The sequence below is a fragment of the Streptomyces sp. NPDC047525 genome, assembly GCF_040643025.1.
Classification (GTDB): domain Bacteria; phylum Actinomycetota; class Actinomycetes; order Streptomycetales; family Streptomycetaceae; genus Streptomyces; species Streptomyces durmitorensis.
The window spans coordinates 118,561-136,977 of sequence record NZ_JBEYTL010000013.1; the positions used below are offsets into that span (position 1 = coordinate 118,561).

Annotated in this window: 15 protein-coding genes; 9 read left to right on the top strand and 6 right to left on the bottom strand. The window is 71.8% G+C overall.

Translation table 11 applies throughout. The annotated features are described in order from the left end of the window. Positions 1-80 precede the first annotated feature (80 nt). Genes ABZ833_RS31980 through ABZ833_RS31995 form a run of 4 tightly spaced genes read left to right on the top strand, consistent with a single transcriptional unit; the run spans position 81 to position 5,680 of the window. Complete coding sequence (locus ABZ833_RS31980) at positions 81-1,616, top strand: GMC oxidoreductase (RefSeq protein ID WP_361053819.1); 1,536 nt, start codon at positions 81-83, stop codon at positions 1,614-1,616. Continuing rightward, positions 1,613-2,749 (top strand): glycine betaine/L-proline ABC transporter ATP-binding protein, encoded by a 1,137-nt coding sequence (locus ABZ833_RS31985; protein ID WP_361053822.1) that lies wholly within the window; start codon positions 1,613-1,615, stop codon positions 2,747-2,749. Before ABZ833_RS31980 ends, ABZ833_RS31985 begins: the two co-directional genes overlap by 4 nt. Beyond that, positions 2,749-4,716: an ABC transporter permease subunit gene (locus tag ABZ833_RS31990; RefSeq protein WP_361053825.1), complete on the top strand. Its 1,968-nt coding sequence runs from the start codon at positions 2,749-2,751 to the stop codon at positions 4,714-4,716. The genes ABZ833_RS31985 and ABZ833_RS31990 overlap by 1 nt, the downstream gene beginning before the upstream one ends. 1 nt (position 4,717) lies before the next feature. Further along, complete coding sequence (locus ABZ833_RS31995; protein WP_361053828.1) at positions 4,718-5,680, top strand: glycine betaine ABC transporter substrate-binding protein; 963 nt, start codon at positions 4,718-4,720, stop codon at positions 5,678-5,680. A gap of 225 nt (positions 5,681-5,905) precedes the next feature. Here the strand turns inward: ABZ833_RS31995 and ABZ833_RS32000 are convergent, their stop codons facing one another. From ABZ833_RS32000 to ABZ833_RS32010, 3 genes are read right to left on the bottom strand one after another with little or no spacing between them, the layout of a single operon-like run. Then, the gene (locus tag ABZ833_RS32000; RefSeq protein ID WP_361053831.1) at positions 5,906-6,634 is read right to left on the bottom strand and encodes an isocitrate lyase/phosphoenolpyruvate mutase family protein; all 729 of its coding nucleotides are present in this window, start codon (positions 6,632-6,634) and stop codon (positions 5,906-5,908) included. Continuing rightward, on the bottom strand, positions 6,631-7,077 hold the full coding sequence (locus ABZ833_RS32005; protein WP_361053834.1) for a carboxymuconolactone decarboxylase family protein: 447 nt from the start codon (positions 7,075-7,077) through the stop codon (positions 6,631-6,633). The genes ABZ833_RS32000 and ABZ833_RS32005 overlap by 4 nt, the downstream gene beginning before the upstream one ends. After that, positions 7,074-7,598, bottom strand: coding sequence for a carboxymuconolactone decarboxylase family protein (locus ABZ833_RS32010; RefSeq protein ID WP_361053837.1), 525 nt, complete (start codon positions 7,596-7,598; stop codon positions 7,074-7,076). Before ABZ833_RS32010 ends, ABZ833_RS32005 begins: the two co-directional genes overlap by 4 nt. A gap of 47 nt (positions 7,599-7,645) precedes the next feature. Here ABZ833_RS32010 and ABZ833_RS32015 point away from each other — a divergent pair, with 47 nt between their 5' ends. Further along, positions 7,646-9,055, top strand: a complete 1,410-nt coding sequence (locus ABZ833_RS32015) for a PLP-dependent aminotransferase family protein (RefSeq protein WP_361053840.1) — start codon at positions 7,646-7,648, stop codon at positions 9,053-9,055. Between the two features lie 176 nt (positions 9,056-9,231). Here the strand turns inward: ABZ833_RS32015 and ABZ833_RS32020 are convergent, their stop codons facing one another. Further along, on the bottom strand, positions 9,232-10,089 hold the full coding sequence (locus ABZ833_RS32020; protein WP_361054126.1) for a hypothetical protein: 858 nt from the start codon (positions 10,087-10,089) through the stop codon (positions 9,232-9,234). A gap of 132 nt (positions 10,090-10,221) precedes the next feature. Here ABZ833_RS32020 and ABZ833_RS32025 point away from each other — a divergent pair, with 132 nt between their 5' ends. From ABZ833_RS32025 to ABZ833_RS32035, 3 genes are all read left to right on the top strand, one after another. Continuing rightward, positions 10,222-10,656 carry a hypothetical protein gene (locus ABZ833_RS32025; protein WP_361053843.1) on the top strand — a complete coding sequence of 145 codons (435 nt, stop codon included), beginning with the start codon at positions 10,222-10,224 and terminating at the stop codon, positions 10,654-10,656. A gap of 41 nt (positions 10,657-10,697) precedes the next feature. Then, the gene (locus tag ABZ833_RS32030; RefSeq protein WP_361053846.1) at positions 10,698-11,897 is read left to right on the top strand and encodes a glutathionylspermidine synthase family protein; all 1,200 of its coding nucleotides are present in this window, start codon (positions 10,698-10,700) and stop codon (positions 11,895-11,897) included. Between the two features lie 97 nt (positions 11,898-11,994). Beyond that, positions 11,995-12,780, top strand: coding sequence for an SAM-dependent methyltransferase (locus tag ABZ833_RS32035; protein ID WP_361053849.1), 786 nt, complete (start codon positions 11,995-11,997; stop codon positions 12,778-12,780). 27 nt (positions 12,781-12,807) lie between these two features. On the opposite strand, the gene ABZ833_RS32040 is transcribed toward ABZ833_RS32035, so the two are convergent. Both ABZ833_RS32040 and ABZ833_RS32045 read right to left on the bottom strand, forming a co-directional pair. Further along, on the bottom strand, positions 12,808-13,419 hold the full coding sequence (locus ABZ833_RS32040) for an NAD(P)H oxidoreductase (protein WP_361053852.1): 612 nt from the start codon (positions 13,417-13,419) through the stop codon (positions 12,808-12,810). After that, the gene (locus ABZ833_RS32045) at positions 13,419-14,507 is read right to left on the bottom strand and encodes an NADP-dependent oxidoreductase (RefSeq protein ID WP_361053855.1); all 1,089 of its coding nucleotides are present in this window, start codon (positions 14,505-14,507) and stop codon (positions 13,419-13,421) included. Before ABZ833_RS32045 ends, ABZ833_RS32040 begins: the two co-directional genes overlap by 1 nt. Positions 14,508-14,734: 227 nt before the next feature. Here ABZ833_RS32045 and ABZ833_RS32050 point away from each other — a divergent pair, with 227 nt between their 5' ends. Continuing rightward, the gene (locus ABZ833_RS32050; RefSeq protein ID WP_361053858.1) at positions 14,735-18,409 is read left to right on the top strand and encodes a BTAD domain-containing putative transcriptional regulator; all 3,675 of its coding nucleotides are present in this window, start codon (positions 14,735-14,737) and stop codon (positions 18,407-18,409) included. Positions 18,410-18,417: the final 8 nt, after the last annotated feature.

Consider the following 18,417-nt stretch of genomic DNA (forward strand, 5'->3'; position numbering starts at 1 on the left):
TGTCCGAAGTTCCGAGCACCCCCCGCTCATTACGCGCGAGCACCTTGGCACCACACCTCGCAGGAAGAGGAGCAGCACGCATGGCTGAGACCACCGAGTACGACTACGTCATCGTCGGCGGCGGCACCGCAGGTTCGGTGATCGCATCCCGCCTCACCGAGGACCCGGACGTCACCGTCGCCGTCATCGAGGGCGGCCCCAGCGACATCGACCGCGACGACGTCCTCACGCTGCGCCGCTGGCTCGGCCTCCTGGGCGGCGACCTCGACTACGGCTACACGACCACCGAGCAGCCGCGCGGCAACTCGCACATCCTGCACAGCCGCGCCAAGGTCCTCGGCGGCTGCTCGTCGCACAACACGCTGATCTCGTTCAAGCCGCTGCCGTCCGACTGGGACGAGTGGGAAGAGGCGGGTGCCGCCGGCTGGGGCGCCGCGGCGATGGACCCCTTCTTCGGCAAGCTGCGCAACAACATCGTGCGCGTCGCCAAGAAGGACCAGAACCAGATCGCCACCGACTGGGTCGCCGCGGCGCAGGACGCGCTCGGCATCCCCGAGGTCATCGGCTTCAACGACAAGCCCTTCGACGAGGGCGTCGGCTTCTTCGACCTCTCGTACCACCCGGAGAACAACAAGCGTTCCTCCGCGTCCGTCGCCTACCTCCACCCCCACATGGAGGCCGGTGACCGCCCGAACCTCCACCTCTTCCTGGAGACCTGGGCCACCAAGCTTGAGCTGGACGGCAAGACCGCGCGCGGCGTCCACATCCGCACCAAGGAGGGTGTGGAGAAGCTGCTCACCGCCCGCAGCGAGGTGCTCGTCTGCGCCGGTGCCGTCGACACGCCGCGGCTGCTCATGCACTCCGGCATCGGCCCGAAGAAGGACCTCGAGGCCCTCGGCATCCCGGTCGTGCACGACCTGCCGGGCGTCGGCGAGAACCTCATCGACCACCCCGAGTCGGTCATCGTCTGGGAGACCAACGGGCCGATCCCCGGCAACTCCGCGATGGACTCCGACGCGGGCCTGTTCGTGAAGCGGGACCCGGACCACAAGGGCCCGGACCTGATGTTCCACTTCTACCAGATCCCGTTCACGGACAACCCGGAGCGACTGGGCTACGAACGCCCGGAGCACGGCGTCTCGATGACGCCGAACATCACCAAGTCCCGTGCGCGCGGCCGTATCTACCTCACGTCGGCCGACCCTGAGGTCAAGCCCGCCCTCGACTTCAAGTACTTCGAGGACGAAGAGGACTACGACGGGCAGACCCTGGTCGACGGCATCAAGCTGGCCCGCAAGGTCGCGCAGTCCGAGCCGTTCGCCAAGTGGCTCAAGCGCGAGGTCTTCCCCGGTCCCGAGGTGACCGAGGACGCCGAGATCAGCGAGCTCGTGCGCAAGGCCGCGCACACGGTGTACCACCCGGCGGGAACCTGCCGCATGGGTGCCATCACCGATGAACTCGCCGTGGTCGACCCGGAGTTGAAGATCCGGGGACTCGAAGGAATCCGTATCGCGGACGCATCCGTCTTCCCGACGATGCCCGCCGTGAACCCGATGATCGGAGTGCTCATGGTCGGGGAGAAATGTGCCGAGATGCTGGGTGGTGACGGCCGATGAGCGAGGCCTCAGTGAAGAACACGGAAGACACGACGCAGCAGCCGAAGGCGGACTCCGCCGACGGACCCGTCTTCGCCGTCGAGAACCTCTGGAAGGTCTTCGGCCCGAAGGCCGACCGAATACCGGGCGACACCTCGGTCCACGACCTCACCCCCGCCGAACTGCGTGAGCAGACCGGCTGCACCGCCGCCGTACGCGATGTGTCCTTCGAGGTGAAGAAGGGCGAGGTCTTCGTCGTCATGGGCCTCTCGGGCTCCGGCAAGTCGACGCTCGTACGCTGCCTCACCCGCCTCATCGAGCCGACCTCCGGGGCCGTCGCGATCGACGGCGAGGACGTCCTCGCCATGGACAAGGCGCGTCTGCGCGAACTGCGCAGGCACCGCGCCGCGATGGTCTTCCAGCACTTCGGCCTCCTCCCGCACCGCACCGTCCTCGACAACGTCGCGTACGGCCTGGAGATCCAGGGCGTCGGCAAGGCCGAGCGCCGCGCCAAGGCCCTCGAGGTCGTCGCCAAGGTCGGCCTCGAAGGACTCGAGCAGCGCAAGCCCGGACAGCTCTCCGGCGGTCAGCAGCAGCGCGTCGGCCTGGCCCGCGCCCTCGCCGTCGACCCCGAAGTCCTGCTCTTCGACGAGCCGTTCAGCGCGCTCGACCCGCTGATCCGCCGCGACATGCAGGAAGAAGTCATCCGCCTGCACCGTGAAGAGGGCCGCACCATGGTCTTCATCACCCACGACCTCAGCGAGGCCCTGCGCCTCGGCGACCGCATCGCGCTGATGCGCGACGGCCGCATCGTGCAGCTCGGCACGCCCGAGGAGATCGTCGGCTCCCCGGCCGACGACTACGTACGCGACTTCGTACGGGACGTGGCGCGCGCCGACGTGATGAGCGTGCGCACCGCCATGCGCCCCGCCGACGCCGACGAGCAAGGCCGTGGCCCCGCGCTCGCGCCGGACGCCAAGGTCGCCGACGCCATCGAGGCCGTCGCCAAGTCCGGCTTCCCGGTGCGTGTGATGGACGGACCGCGCTGTCTCGGCGTCGTCGACCATGAGGCGCTGCTCGGCGTCGTCGCGGGCGTGGCCCCGGCGCAGAAGCCCGACAAGGGGCGCTCCGACACCGGCGAGGTGGTCGCCTGATGGCCACTGCCACCGCATCGAGTCCCGTACGAGATACGGGCATCGGCGCGCTCCTGCGCCACCGCGCCGTCGGCAAGCTCCTGCTGCTCGCCGTCGCCGCGGCGATCCTCGTGCCGATCGTCAACGCCAAGTGGGCGTCGGGCGCCTGGCCCGACGCGCTCACCGTCGACCTGACCGAGCCGCTCGGCAAGACCACCGACTGGATCATCGACAACCGCGACAGCCACCCGCTGTTCGTCTATGTCCTCGGCAACATCTCCAACGGCATCGTGCTCTCCATCCGCAGTGTCTACCTCGTGCTTCTCGCGGCCGGCTGGGCCGGAGTGACCGTCGGCGCCGCGCTCATCGCGTGGCGCGTGGCGGGCGTGCGGCTCGCGGTCCTGGCCGGTGCCTCGTTCGGCCTGTGCGGGATGCTCGGCATGTGGGTGCCGACGATGCAGACGCTGGCCCTGATGATCGTGTCCGTGCTCGTCTCCGTCGTGCTCGGCATGCTGCTCGGGCTCGCCGGCGGTCTGAGCGACAGGATCCACCGCGTCCTGCGGCCGGTCCTCGACACCATGCAGGTGCTCCCCGCCTTCTCGTACCTGCTGCCCGTCGCCCTGGTCTTCGGCATCGGCGTGCCCGCCGCGGTCATCGCGACCGTCGTGTACGCGGCCCCGCCGATGGCCCGGCTCACCGCGCTCGGCTTGCGCGGCGCCGACGGCGGCGTGATGGAGGCGGTGACGTCGCTTGGCACCACCGCCCGCCAGCGCCTGCTCTCGGCGCGCCTCCCGCTGGCCCGCAAGGAACTGCTGCTCGGCCTCAACCAGACGATCATGATGGCGCTCGGCATGGCCGTCATCGCGTCGATGATCGGCGGCGCCGGTCTCGGTGACCGCGTCTACCAGGCCCTCGGCTCGGTGGACGTCGGCGCGGCGCTCGCGGCCGGAATCCCGATCGTGCTGCTCGCCGTGGTCCTTGACCGCGTGACGGGCGCGGCGGGGGAGCGGCTCGGCGACAACACCGAGGACAGCTCACCGCTGCGCGGCCGGCGCGGCTGGGCCGTGGCCGGAGCGGTCGCCGTCGTGGCGGCGCTCGCCGCGCGCTTCGCCGACCGCCTGGAGTGGCCGGAGAGCTGGATCGTCAACATCGTCGGGCCGGTCAACACCGCCAAGGACTGGATGGTCGACCACATCTACACCGACGTGCCCGTCGTCGGGGGCACCGCCGACTGGGCGGCGCACTTCACCACCTGGGTCCTCGACCCGATCCGCGACGGCCTGCAGGGGATGCCCTGGTGGTCGATCCTGCTCGTCATCGCCGCCCTCGCCTGGCTGATCGGCACCTGGCAGACCGCGCTCACCGCCGTCCTCGCGATGGCGGCGACCGGCGTGCTCGGCGTGTGGAAGCCGTCCCTTGACACGCTCGCGCAGGTCCTCGCGGCCGTCGTCGTCACGGTGATCCTCGGCTTCGCCATCGGCGTCGCGGCGGCGCGCAGCACGAGGCTGGAGCAAGTGCTGCGGCCCGTCCTCGACGTGTTCCAGACGATGCCGCAGTTCGTCTACCTGATCCCGGTCGTGGCCCTCTTCGGCATCGGCCGTGCCCCCGCGGTCGCCGCTGCCGTCGTGTACGCGCTGCCCGCCGTCATCCGCATCACCACGCAGGGCCTGCGCCAGGTCAACGGCGCCGCGATGGAGTCGTCCCAGTCTCTCGGCGCCACCAGCTGGCAGCAGTTGCGCCAGGTCCAGCTCCCGCTGGCCCGCCCGGCCCTGCTGCTCGCCGTGAACCAGGCGGTCGTCCTCATCCTCGCCGTCGTCGTCATCGGCGGTCTGGTGGGCGGTGGCGCGCTCGGCTACGAAGCGGTGTTCGGCCTCGCGCAGGGCGACCTCGCGACGGGTCTGGTGGCGGGTGTGGCGATCGTCTGCCTCGGCCTGATGCTCGACCGGGTCACGCAGCCGACGGAACGCCGCGCGAAGAAGGGTGCCTGACATGCGAGTACGTACGCGTGTGATGAGCGCTGTCACGGCGAGCTGCGCCCTGCTTGCGCTCTCCGGCTGTGCCTCGGACATGACCAAGCAGGCGTCTCCGTACGCCAATGCCGCGGGCGCCAAGACGGTGACGCTGTCCGTCCAGTCCTGGGTCGGCGCGCAGGCGGACGTGGCCGTCGCCGAGTACCTGCTCAAGAACGAGCTCGGCTACCGGGTCGACAGGGTCCAGATCGACGAGGTCCCCGCCTGGGACGCGCTCAGCCAGGGCCGTGTCGACGCGATCCTGGAGGACTGGGGCCACCCGGACCAGGAACAGCGCTACATCAAGGACAAGAAGACGATCGTCCCCGGCGGGGACGTCGGCGTGACGGGTCACATCGGGTGGTACGTCCCGACGTACTTCGCGAAGAAGCACCCGGACGTCACCAACTGGAAGAACCTCAACAAGTACGCGAAGGACTTCCGCACCTCCGAGAGCGGCAGCAAGGGCCAGCTCATGGACGGCTCCCCGTCGTACGTCACGAACGACAAGGCGCTGGTGAAGAACCTCGGCCTGGACTACGAGGTCGTCTTCGCGGGCTCCGAGGCGGCGCAGATCACGCAGATCGAGCAGTTCGCCAAGCACAAGAAGCCGTTCCTGACGTACTGGTACAAGCCGCAGTGGCTGTTCAAGAAGGTGCCGATGACGGAGGTGAAGCTGCCCGAGTACAAGGAGGGCTGCGACGCCGACCCCGTCAAGATCAAGTGCGCCTATCCGCACACGCCTCTGCAGAAGTACTTCAACGCCGACTTCGCCAAGAAGGGCGGCGACGCGGCGGAGTTCCTGAAGAACTTCAAGTGGTCGGAGGAGGACCAGAACGAGGTCTCGCTGATGATCGCCGACAAGAAGATGTCGCCGGAGGACGCGGCGAAGGCTTGGGTCGCCGACCATGAGCAGAAGTGGCGGGGCTGGCTTCCGAAGTAGCCCCGTGGCGGGGGCGGGTGCCCTTCTCCGCTTCGCAGCGGATCTTTCCCGCCCACCCACCCGATTGCCCCGCGGAGCGACGGGTGGGTGGGCGGGAGACTCCCGCCGCGAAGCGGCGGCCCAGGGCGTTGCCACGACGACGGCGCGCCCGGCACGGGGCGTTGCCACGACAGGCGTGCCCGGTCTGAGGGCGGCGCCGGGCAGCCGGCAGCGAGACGCAGCCGGCTACTCCAGCCCGGCGGCGATTTCCCGCAGCGCCTCCGTCGCACGGACCTGCAGCCCCGGGCCGAAAGTGATCCGCGTGGCTCCGAGCGAGCCAAGCTCCCGCAGGGAGGGGCCGGACCCCGGCCTGGCGCCCACGTTGATGGGAGCCTCGATGCCCGCCCGAAGCTCCGGAAGGACCTCCGGCGGCGCACCGATCGGGTAGACGCAGTCCGCGCCCGCCGCCACGTACAGCCGTGCCCGCTCGATCGCCTGCCCGGGATCCGCGACGCCCCGGATGAACGTGTCCACCCGCGCGTTGATGAGGATCCCCTCGCCCGTGACGGAACGCACCTCCGCCAGCCACTCCGCCTGCTCCCGCGGATCCTTGAGAGCCCCGTTCGCGTTCGAGGAGTCCTCCAGGTTGCAGCCCACCGCGCCCGTCTCCAGGAGCCGCTCCACCAGCTCCTTCGGCGGCAGGCCGTACCCGTCCTCGATGTCCGCACTCACCGGCACGGCCCCGGACACCGACCGCACGATGCGCGTCACCGCCGCGAACATCTCGTCCGGCGGCACCTCGCCGTCCGCGTACCCGAGCGACGCCGCGACCCCCGCGCTCGGCGTCGCGAGGGCCGGGAACCCGGCATCCACGAAGACGCGCGCGCTGGCCGCGTCCCAGGGGCCCGGCAGGACCAGCGGGTCACCCGGCGCGCGCCCACGGTGCAGCGCGCGGAAGTCGTCCACGAGGCTCATGGCGCGTACCCGCCCGGCTCCGTACGGCGGCTGACCATCACCCGGTTCCAGCTGTTGATGACGGTGATCACCCCGATGAGATGGGCGAGTTCGGACTCGCCGAAGTGCTTGGCCGCGGCCTCGTACGCCTCGTCCGGCACGAACCCGTCCGTCAGGACGGTGACCGCCTCCGTCAGCGCGAGCGCGGCCCGCTCCCGCTCGCTGAAGACCTCGCCCGCCTCCGCCCACGCGTTGAGCAGAGCGATCCGCTTCGCCGTCTCGCCGTTCTTCACGGCGATGTCCACATGCATGTCCAGGCAGAACGCGCACGCGTTGATCTGCGAGGCCCGCATCATCACGAGCTCGGCGAGCACGGGGTCGCCGAGCCCCTTCTTCGCCGCCGCGCTCAGCGCGGCCAGCGCGGTGCCGAAGCCCTTGTCGAGGTGGCTGGTCCGAGCGCTCACTTGTGGTCACCGGCCTTGTAGTGGCCCGGCACCTGACGCGTCGAGACGCCGAAGCGGTTCCACGCGTTGATCACCGTGATCGCGGCGATCAGCTGCGTCAGCTCCTGCTCCTCGAAGAGGGCCGCCGCCCGCTCGTACACCGCGTCCGGAACGAAGCCGTCCGTCAGGACGGTGATCGCCTCGGCCAGCTCGATGGCCGCGACCTCCTTCGCCGTGTAGAAGTGCTGCGACTCCTCCCACGCGCTGAGCTGGATGATCCGCTCGACGCTCTCGCCCGCGGCGAGGGCGTCCTTGCTGTGCATGTCGACGCAGAGCGCGCAGTGGTTGAGCTGCGAGGCGCGGATCTTGACGAGCTCCAGGATCACCGGGTCGACGCCCTTACGGGCCGCCGCGTCGAGCCGGACCATCGCCTTGAAGACCTCGGGGGCGTGCTGGTGCCAGTCGAGGCGGGGCGTGTGCTCGTGGACGTACTCCTTGGTCTGCGTCTGTACCGGGGCGGGTGTGCTGTCATTCGTCGTCATGCCATCGACCGTACGGCCGGAGTAGCCCACAGGTATGGTCCATTCCCATGGAAGATTCCTGGGCCACTTTGGGCGTCGACCTCCACCTGGAGACGGCCGGTGAGGCGGCGACGCACTCCGGCGTACGCAAGGGACTCACGGACGCCCTGCGCGAGGCGGTGCGCGGCGGCAGGCTCGCCCCCGGCATCCGGCTGCCCTCGTCCCGCTCCCTCGCCGTCGACCTGGGCATCGCCCGCAACACCGTCGCCGACGCGTACGCGGATCTCGTCGCCGAGGGCTGGCTCACCGCCCGCCAGGGCTCGGGCACCCGCGTGGCCGAACGCGCCGTGCCGCGCCCCGCGGCGCCCGCACCGCGCCGCAGGGCCGCCGGCGGTCCGACGTACGACCTGATGCCGGGCACCCCCGACCTCGGCTCCTTCCCGCGCGCCGCCTGGCTCAAGGCCGCGCGCCGGGCCATGGCCGCCGCCCCGAACGACGCGCTCGGCTACGGCGACCCGCGCGGCAGGATCGAGCTGCGCACCGCCCTCGCCGACTACCTCTCCCGTGCGCGCGGCGTGCACGCCGACCCGGACCGCATCGTCATCTGTGCCGGGTTCGCGCAGGGGCTCAGCGTGCTGGGCGGGGTGCTGCGGGCGCGTGGTCTGCGGGAGATGACGGTCGAGTCGTACGGCCTCGACGTGCACTGGAATCTCCTGAAGCGGGCGGGGCTGCGGACCAGACCCCTGCCCTTCGACGAACTGGGGACATCCACATCGGAGTTGGGATCCGGGTCGGCCGGGGCGGCGCTTCTGACGCCCGCGCATCAGTTCCCGATGGGGGATCCGCTGCACCCCGACCGGCGCGCGGCCGCCGTCGACTGGGCGCGGCGCGAGGGCGGGCTGATCCTGGAGGACGACTACGACGGGGAGTTCCGCTACGACCGCCAGCCGGTGGGCGCCCTCCAGGGCCTCGACCCCGACCGCGTGGTCTACCTCGGCACGGCGAGCAAGTCCCTCGCCCCCGGCCTGCGGCTCGGCTGGATGGTCCTTCCCGCGCCGATCGCCGCCGAGGTCGTCGAGGCGAAGAGTGGCGCGGAATGGGCCTGCGGAGCGCTCGACCAGCTGACGCTCGCGGAGTTCATCACCTCGGGCGCGTACGACCGCCATGTGCGGGGCGCGCGCCTGCGCTACCGGCGCCGCCGCGACCAGCTGGTCGCCGCACTGGCCGCGCGGGCGCCGGAGGTGCGGGCCACGGGGATCGCCGCGGGGCTGCACGCGGTGCTCGAACTGCCACCGGGCACCGAACGGTCGGTGGTCCAGGCGGCGAGCTGGCAGCGGCTCGCGGTCCAGGGCCTGTCCGCCTTCCGCCACCCGGCGGCGCGGGTCCCGGGCAGGGACGCGCTGGTGGTGGGGTACGGGACGCCGCCGGATCACGCGTGGGCGGGGGCGTTGGACGCGCTGTGCAGGGTCCTGCCGTGAGGCGCAGGGAATTCAGCCCCTCCGGCGTGTGAGGAGCGGGGCCCTGCCGTGAGGCTCGGCGGGCGGTGCGCACCGCGCGGTCCTGCCGTGAGGCTCGGCGGGCGGTGCGCACCGTCGATCACCGGCTCCGCCGAGTTCGTCCTCAAACGCCGGACGGGCTGGAATCCACCGCCTCCTCAAACGCCGGACGGGCTGGAATCCACCGCCTCCTCCGCAGGGGCCGGCGCCTCACCGAAGCGCGCCAACGCCAACGCCCCCACCACGGCAACCGCGAACCCGAGCACCGCGACCCACTCCATCCCGCCCCGGGTCCGGTCCCCCAGCCACACCACCCCCACCACCGCGGGCCCGATCGTCTCCCCGATCACCATCCCCGCGGTGGCTGTCGTCACCGACCCCCGCTGCAACGCGGACGTGAGCAGCAAAAACGCCGCGCCCCCACCCACCAGCAGGGCGTAAGAAGCCGGATTCGTCACCAGTGCCCCCGGCGAGACATCGTCGATCAGCCGTACGGCCACCTCCACCACCCCGAACCCGAACCCGGCCCCGAGCCCCAGGGCCAGCGCCCGCCCCCGGCCGGGCAACCGCCCCGCCACGGCCCCCAGGGCCAGCACCCCCACCGCCACGCCCAGCAGCACGTACCGCAGAGTCGTCGACCCGACGCCCTCCCCCTCGTCCCCCGAAGCGAGCCCCAGCATCGCGAGCCCCGCGCACACCACGCCCACGGCGGCCCACTCCACCCCGCTCAACCGCACCCGCAGCATCCGCGAGGCGACCACCGCCGTGACGGCGAGGCTCGCGGCGAGGGCCGCACCGACGGCGTAGATCGGGATGGAGCGCAACGCCACGATCTGCAGCAGGAACCCGAGCCCGTCGAGCCCGAGCCCCACGACGTACCGCCACTGCTTCACCGCGCGCAGCAGCAGCGCGGGGTCGACCCCGGACCCCGTACCCGGCGCCGTGGCGCGCGCGGCGATGGCCTGGAAGACGGAGGCCGTGCCGAAGCAGACCGCTGAACCGAGTGCGCAAATCATCCCAAGAGACACGAAGTGACTGTAGAGGAGAGGGATTCGGCTGAGCCGGTTGGCATGGCGCGCGGGCCCTTGCCTACGCTGACCGCCGATCAAGTTTTGACACATGTACGACAACGGGGAGCGGTAGACCTGATGGCAGCATCAGAGCAGGCGCAGAAGACGGAACAGGGGACGCGGCGTCGGAGGCTGCGGTCCAGCACGGTCGTACTCGGCGGCATGGGTGTCCTCGCGGCGGCCCTGACCTCGTGCGGCTCGGAGCCGGACAAGCGGTGCGTGGACCGCGACAGCTACGACTACCTCACCGGCTACAAAATCGTCGCCGACAAGAACTGCAAGAGCGGTACGTCCTCCTCCTCGTACGGTAAGGGCCGCCAGGCCGGCGGCAGTTCCTACGGAACGGGAACGGGCACGGGCACAGGCACCGGCAAGTCCGGCCGCATGGACGCCGACTGGTACTACGACGCCGACATCGACGGCCGCCGCGCCGACTACGGCACCTTCAGCCGCAGCGAGGCCGTCGACCGCGACGGCTTCGGCTGCTCGGGCAGCGGAAGCGGCGGCGGCTGAGCAAAACCGAGGACCAGGACCGAGAATTCAGGACCGAGGACATGGAACGCCGCACCCTCACCCCCCGCCCCGGCTGGCAGCAGACCGTCGAGGACCAGGGGCTCATCTACCCCCTCACCCGCTACCCCGACGACTCGCTGCGCCCCTACTGGGACGAGTCCGCCTGCTACGTCTTCTCCCTGCCCGAGGTGGAGGCCCTCGAAGAGGTCGTCGAGGAGCTGCACGCGATGTGCCTCGCGGCAGCCGAGCACATCGTCACGCACGACCGCCTCGCCGACCTCGGCATCACGGACCCCCGGGTGGCCGAAGCGGTCACCGAGGCCTGGCGCCGCCGCGCCGAACTGCCCTCCCTCTACGGGCGGTTCGACCTGCACTACGACGGCACGGGCAGCCCGGCCAAGATGCTGGAGTACAACGCCGACACCCCCACCTCGCTCGTAGAGGCCGCGAGCCCCCAGTGGTTCTGGATGGAGGAGCGCTTCCCGGGCGCCGACCAGTGGAACTCCCTCCACGAACGCCTCGTCGACGCCTGGAAGAAGCAGGCCGCGCTGCTCCCGCCCGGCGGCCCGCTGTACTTCGCGCACTCGGCGGGGGACGAGCTCGGCGAGGACCTGATGACGGTCGCGTATCTGCGCGAGACCGCGCAGCAGGCCGGTCTCGACACCGAGGCCATCTCCATGGAGGACATCGGCTGGGACCGGCTCTCGCGGCGCTTCGTCGACAAGAAGCTCGGCTTCATCCGCAGCTGCTTCAAGCTCTACCCCTGGGAGTGGCTGACCACCGACCGCTTCGCCCCGCACGTCCTGGAGACCCTCGACAACGGCGGCGGCACCGGATCCACCCTGTGGATCGAGCCCGCCTGGAAGATGCTCCTCTCCAACAAGGCGCTGCTGGCGGTCCTCTGGGAGCTGTACCCCGGCCACCCGAACCTCCTCCCCGCCTACCTGGACGGGCCCCGGGAGCTCGCGTCCGGGCGTGGCTACGTCACCAAGCCGCTCCTCGGCCGCGAGGGCGCCGGAGTCACGGTCCATCCACCGGGCGCCGAACCCCTCGCGAGCGACCGCGTGCGCGAAGAGGCCCGCTGCTACCAGGAGTTGGCGCCACTGCCCGACTTCGACGGCAACCGTGTGGTGCTCGGTGCGTGGGTCGTCGAGGACGAGGCGGCGGGGCTCGGCATCCGTGAGTCGGCCGGTCTGATCACGGACGAGTACGCGAGATTCCTGCCGCACGTGATTCTCTGAGGCCGGGATTCCCAAGGGGCTCGCTCGTGCCCGCTCGCGAAGTCCCTTGGGTACGCTGCCGGTTGATCGCGATGACGTACTCGGAGGCGAACCGGACATGGCCGACAGCAGGATCAACACCACGCAGCCTCACACGGCCCGGATCTGGAACTACTGGCTCGGCGGCAAGGACAACTACCCCGTCGACCAGGCCGCCGGGGACCAGATCCGCACGCTGCACCCCGGCATCGGCGCGTACGCGCTCGCCGACCGGCAGTTCCTCGGGCGCGCCGTGAGCCACCTCGTGACCGAGTGCGGCATCCGGCAGTTCCTCGACATCGGCACCGGACTGCCGACCGCCGACAACACCCACGAGGTCGCGCAGCGGATCGCCCCCGAGTCCCGTGTCGTCTACGTGGACAACGACCCGTTGGTCCTCACCCACGCCCGCGCCCTGCTCACCAGCGCCCCCGAGGGCAGGACCGACTACCTCGACGAGGATCTGCGCAACGTCGACGCGATCCTCGAACACGCGGCCAAGACGCTCGACTTCGACCGGCCGGTCGGGCTGATCCTGCTCGGAGTCGTCATCTTCATCGAGGACGACTCCGAGGCGTACGGCATCGTGCGCCGCCTGCTCGACGCGTTGCCGGCCGGCAGCCACCTGGTCCTCTCGCACACGATCACCAGCCCGGCGATGCCCGACGTGGACGATGCGGTGGCGTTCTGGAACGAGAACGGCACGCCCAGGCTCACGCAGCGCCCGCCCGAGCAAGTCGCCCGGTTCTTCGAGGGCTTGGAGCTCCTCGAACCCGGTGTGGTGTCGTGCAACCGCTGGCGCGCACAGACGGCGGCCGGGGTCGAGGACGTGGCCATGTTCGGGGGCGTGGGCCTCAAGCGCTGAGGTGGGGCTCAAGCGCAGAGGAGGGCCTCAACTGCTGAGGCCGGGGCTGCTCGGACGCGGTCGGCTGAGGTCCAGTCCGTCGAGCGCCGCGTCCGTCTCCTTGAACGCGGCCTCGCCCGCCTTCAAGGAGTCGTACACGAAGTGCACCGAGGTGTCGCCGGCCCCGATCCCGCAGAACTCCGAGACGCCGACCCGCAGCGTGCGCGTGACCGTCTCGTCCCAGCCGAGCTCGGCGAACTGCTCCCGCTCGTAGCTGACCAGGCTCAGCCACAGCATCCGCTTTCCGGCGAGGCGGGGGCGGGAGCGGCCGTAGGCGAACCCGTAGTTCCACACCCGGTCGATCCACCCCTTGACCAGGGCCGGTAGCCCGAACCACCACAGGGGGAAGACGACGATGACCGTGTCGGCGGCCTCCACCCGCCGCATGTGGGCGTGCACCTCGTCCGAGTACGTCTTGTCGCGGTCCGCCCAGTCCGGCTCGTCCGCCTCGGTCATCCGGGGGTCGAAACCCTCCGCGTGCAGGTCGAGGAGGTCGACGGTATGGCCTTCGCGCACGAGTCTGTCCCGGGCGTGGCGGGTGAGCTGACCGGTCAGGGAGTCGGTGCGGGGATGGCCGGTGACGAGAAGTACGTGCGACATCAGTTGGCCTCCAGAGCCGGTGCCGGGGCTGTGGCCGTGGCCGGTGCCAGGCGGACGAGCATCTTGCCGGTGTTGGCGCCGCGCAGCACACCGAGGAAGGCGTCGGGCGCCTGCTCGATGCCCTCGACGACGGTCTGTTCGGTGCGCAGGGTGCCGTCGGCGAGCAGGCCCGCGGCCTTGCCGATCCACTCGGGGAACAGGTCGAAGTGGCTGCTGACGAGCATGCCGCGCAGGGTCGCCTCGTGGGTCGCGGCGCGGAAGAGGTTGCTCGGTCCGGGCGCGGGTGTGGTGGTGTTGTACCCGCTGATGGCACCCACGAGGGCGATACGTCCGCCGGTGCGGATGGCTCCGATGGCGGCTTCGAGGTGATCGCCGCCGACCGAGTCGAGGTAGACGTCGATGCCGTCGGGGGCGGCCTGGGCGAGCTGTTCGGGGATACCGCCCTGGCGGTAGTCGATGGCCGCGTCGTAGCCGAACGTGTCGAGCAGCTTCTTGGTCTTCGCCGGTCCGCCCGCCGAGCCGATCACGCGGGAGGCGCCGAGCTCGCGGGCCAGCTGCCCCGCGACGCTGCCGACCGCGCCCGCCGCGGCGGAGATGAAGACGACGTCGCCCTCGCGGACGGGGGCGGTGCGGGTGAACACGGCGTACGCGGTCAGGCCCGTGGTGCCCAGAGGGCCGAGGTAGGCGGAGGCCGGGGCGAGCGTGGTGTCGATGACCGTGGCGGTGGCGGCGTCCAGGACGGCGTACTCGCGCCACCCGAGGAAGTGCGAGACGGTCGCGCCCACCGGCACGTGCTCGGCACGGGAGGCGACGACCTCGCCGACCGCGCCGCCTTCGAGGGCGGCGCCGATTGCGAAGGGCGGGATGTAGGAGGGGACGTCGTCCATGCGGCCCCTCATGTACGGGTCCACGGACATCCAGGTGTTGCGGACCAGGATCTGTCCCTCGGCGGGCTCCGGGATGTCGGTGGTGACCAGCTCGAAGTCGGCGGGGGTGGGTTCACCGGTGGGGCGGGCGGCGAGGCGGATCTCGCGGGAGGTGGTGGGGGTGGTGGTGAGGGCGGGGGAGCTGGACTGGGAGCTGGACATGGTGGTGGTCCTTCCGGGGCGTGGCTTGCGCTGCGTTCGGCTTCGGTCTGTGTGACCGGGCTGCTGTCCGGCCCTTCCTGGTCACGTGGACCACCGTGCCCGGGGCCGCGCACGAACCACTGACGGCTCGCGCACGGGCGCCGCGCTGCCACGCACGGGCGCCCGCGCACGGCCGCCGGTGCACGGCCGTGGGGGACCCCCGCTCCGACCCGCATTAACGTGGCGGCATGCGATTCGAGGTGCTCGGCCCGTTGACGGTGCGCACGGCGGACGGGGCGGTCGTCCCGGTTCCCGAGCCGAAGGTCCGTGCCCTGCTCGCGAATCTCCTGATCCACCAGGGGCGGCCGGTCCCCGCTGACGTCCTGATCGACGGTCTGTGGGGCGAACGGCTGCCGGGCAACCCCGCCAACAGCCTCCAGACCAAGATCTCCCAGCTGCGCAGAGCCCTGGAGAAGGCGGAACCGGGCGCGCGGGAGCTTGTGGCGTACGGCCCGGCCGGGTATCTGCTGCGGGCCCCGGAGGGAGTGGCGCCGGAGGAACTGACGGACGCGGCCAGGTTCGTGGCACTGACATCACGTGCGTACGACGCGAACGGCACGCACGACACCTTTGATGCGCGGACGAGGGTCTCGCTCCTCTCCGAGGCGCTGACGCTGTGGAGCGGACCGGCGTACGCGGATTTCCGCGACGCGGAGTTCGTGCGGGTGGCGGTGGCCCGCCTGGAGGAACAGCGGCTCACGGCTCAGGAGGTGCGGGCGGAGCTGCGCCTGGACCTGGCCGCCCCGGGTGAACACGCCGCGCTCGCGGACGAGTTGGCGGACCTCGTGGCCGAGCAGCCGCTGCGGGAGAGGCTGCGGGGCGCTTACATGAGGGCGCTGTACCTGGCGGGGCGCCCGACGGAGGCGCTGGACGCCTATCGGGACCTGCGCGAGCGCCTGGCGGACGACCTGGGCATGGACCCCGGCGCGGAACTCGCCGCACTCCAGGAGGCAATGCTCCGCCAGTCACCGGAGCTGGCCTCACCAGGGGCGGAAGGGCGACCGCCGCGCACCGAGCCCTCTGAGGTGGCGCAGAGTGGGCCCGAGACGGAGGAACCGCACCCCCGCACGAACCTGCCCGCCCCCGTCACCGCCCTCGTGGGCCGGGAGGACGCGGTGTCCCGGGTGCGGGACCTGGTAGGAGCGTCACGCCTCGTCACGCTGACGGGACCGGGCGGCGTCGGCAAGACCCGCCTGGCGGTGGAGGCGGCGGCGGGGCTCACGGACGACTTCGAGGAGGGCGTCTGGCTGGTGGAACTGGCCGGAACGAAGGGCGACGTCGCCGAAACGGTGGCGGCGACACTGGGCATCCGGGACGACCCGTCACTCATCCGCGAGGAGGCGAGTGAGGGGACGCGCGAGGGGACGCCTGAGCCAAACGGCAGCGCCGCCACAGCATCGGCCGAGCGGCGGCCGAGCACAACGAACTCGGCGTTCGGCGCAGGGCAGGCCCTCGGTTCCGGGCAGGCCCCCGGCCCCCGGTACGCCCCCGGCGCCGGGCCCGCCCCCGACCCCCGCCATACCCCCACCCTGGTGCGCCTCCTCGCCCGAGCCCTAGCCCCCCGCCGTCTCCTCCTCGTCCTCGACAACTGCGAGCACGTCCTGGAGCAGGTGGCCGCCCTGCTCTCCGAACTCCTCCGACACGCCCCTGAGTTGCGCGTCCTCGCCACCAGCCAGGAGCCCCTAGCCCTCGCGGGCGAGACCCTGGAGGCGGTCGCGCCGCTCGCGGAGGGCGAGGCCTTGGCGTTGTTCGCCGAGCGGGCCGCTGCCGCCGCCCCCGGCTTCGTGCTGGATGCGGAGAGCACCCCCGCCGCCGCCCTCATCTGCCGCCGCCTCGACGGCATTCCGCTGGCCATAGAACTGGCCGCCACCCGCGTACGCGCCCTCGGCGTGCACGCCCTCGCCGATCGGCTGCACGACCGGTTCCGGCTGCTCAACCAGGTACGCAGGGATGCCCCCGCCCGACAGCGCACCCTCCGCGCGATGATCGACTGGAGCTGGGAGCTGCTGACGGTGGAGGAACAGGGCGCCCTGCGCCAACTCGCCGTGTTCGGCGGCGGTTTCACCCTGGACTCCGCCGAAGCGGTGTACGGCATCGCTCCCGGCAGCTTCACTCCCGGCAGCTTCACCCCCTGTGGCACCGCTCCCGGCGGCTTCGCTCCCGCTGGCTCCGCTCCTGGCGGCTCCGCTCCCGGCAGCTTCACTCACGGCAGCTTCACCCCCTGTGGCACCGCTCCCGGCGGCTTCGCTCCCGCTGGCAGCGCTCCTGGCGGCTCCGCTCCCGGCAGCTCCGCTCACGGCGACGCAGCGGACGTGCTCGACCTCGTCACCCGCCTCGTCGACCGCTCCCTCCTCACCGCCACGACCCCCAAAGCAGCCGACCGCACCCACGGCATCCGCTACCGCATGCTCGAATCCGTCACCGCCTACAGCCTCGAACGGCTCGACGAGGCGGGGGAGACGAAGGACGTACGCCGCCGCCACGCCCACCACTACGCCGACCTCGCCGAACGCGCCGCCCCCCAACTCCTCGGCCCCGGCCAGCAACAGTGGCTGCACCGCCTCGACTCCGAAGCCGTCAACCTGCGCACCGCGCTGGAGTGGGCGCAGGCCGAAGGCGACGCCGCCCTCGCCCTGCGCCTGGCCAACTCCCTGACCTGGTACTGGTTCCTGCGCGGTCGCCTGGGCGAAGCGGAACGCTCCCTGACCCTCGCCCTGAGCCTGCCCCCGTCCGGGGAAACAGCCACCGTCACCGCCACGGCCCGGCCCCGCGCCTCCGCCCGCACGGCCCGCGCCGCCCTCGCCCTGCTCACCGGCGACGACGCCCCCTACACCGACATCGCCACCGATGCCGACGTGGAAGGCGCCGACCTCCGCTCCCGCTGGCTCCTCGCCTACGCCCGCTGCGGATTCGACCGTACGAGGAGCGAGGAGACCCAGGTCGACGCGCTCCTGGAGGAGTTCCGCGCGGCGGACGACCGCTGGGGCGTGGCCGCCGCGCTCAGTACCCGTGCCACCCGCGCCCTCTACCGCGGCGACCTCGCGACCCTGCGGCGCGACGCCGAGGCCAGCGCCGCCCTGTTCGCCGGACTCGGCGACCGCTGGGGCCAGTTGCAGGCCTCCGAGCAGCTGGGCGTGCTCGCCGAGATCGCCGCCGACTACGAGGGCGCCGCCCGGCTCCACCGCGACGGCATGCGCGGCGCGGAGGAGCTCCAGCTGTGGACCGACGTGTCCTTCCGTCTCGCCCGCCTCGGCCGCATCGCCCTGCTCACCGGTGACGACGCCGCGGCCACCGACTTCCACGAGCGCGCCGCCCGCCTCGCTGCGCAGCACTCGCACGGGCCCGCGCAGCAGTTCGCCGAGACGGGCCTGGCCATCGGCGCCCGCCGCCTCGGCGAGCTCGACGCCGCCGAGAAGTACCTCCAGCCCTGGCTCGCCTGGAACCGCCGCCTCGGTGTCCACTCCGGCACCGCCTTGATCCTGGCCCAGCTCGGCTACGTCGCCGAGCAGCGCGGTGACGCGGCGCGCGCGGAGGAACTCCACCGGGAGGGCCTCACCGTGGCCCGCGGCACGGGCGACGAGCGCGCGGTCGCCCAGGCCCTCGAAGGCCTGGCCGGAGCCCGCTCCCTCGCGCACGACCACACCCGCGCCGCCGAACTCCTCGGATCCGCTGCCGCCCTGCGCGAGGCGACCGGCAGCCCCCTGCCGCAGGCCGAACGCTTCGACGTCGACCGCGCCGCACGACGCTCCCGCACAGCCCTCGGCGAGGACGGCTACGCGGCCGCGTACACCCGCGGCCACGACGCCCCCGCCCCGGACCCGGCGGACGGCCCACTGACGAGCGGCCCGGCCACCGGCGACTGACCGGGCCC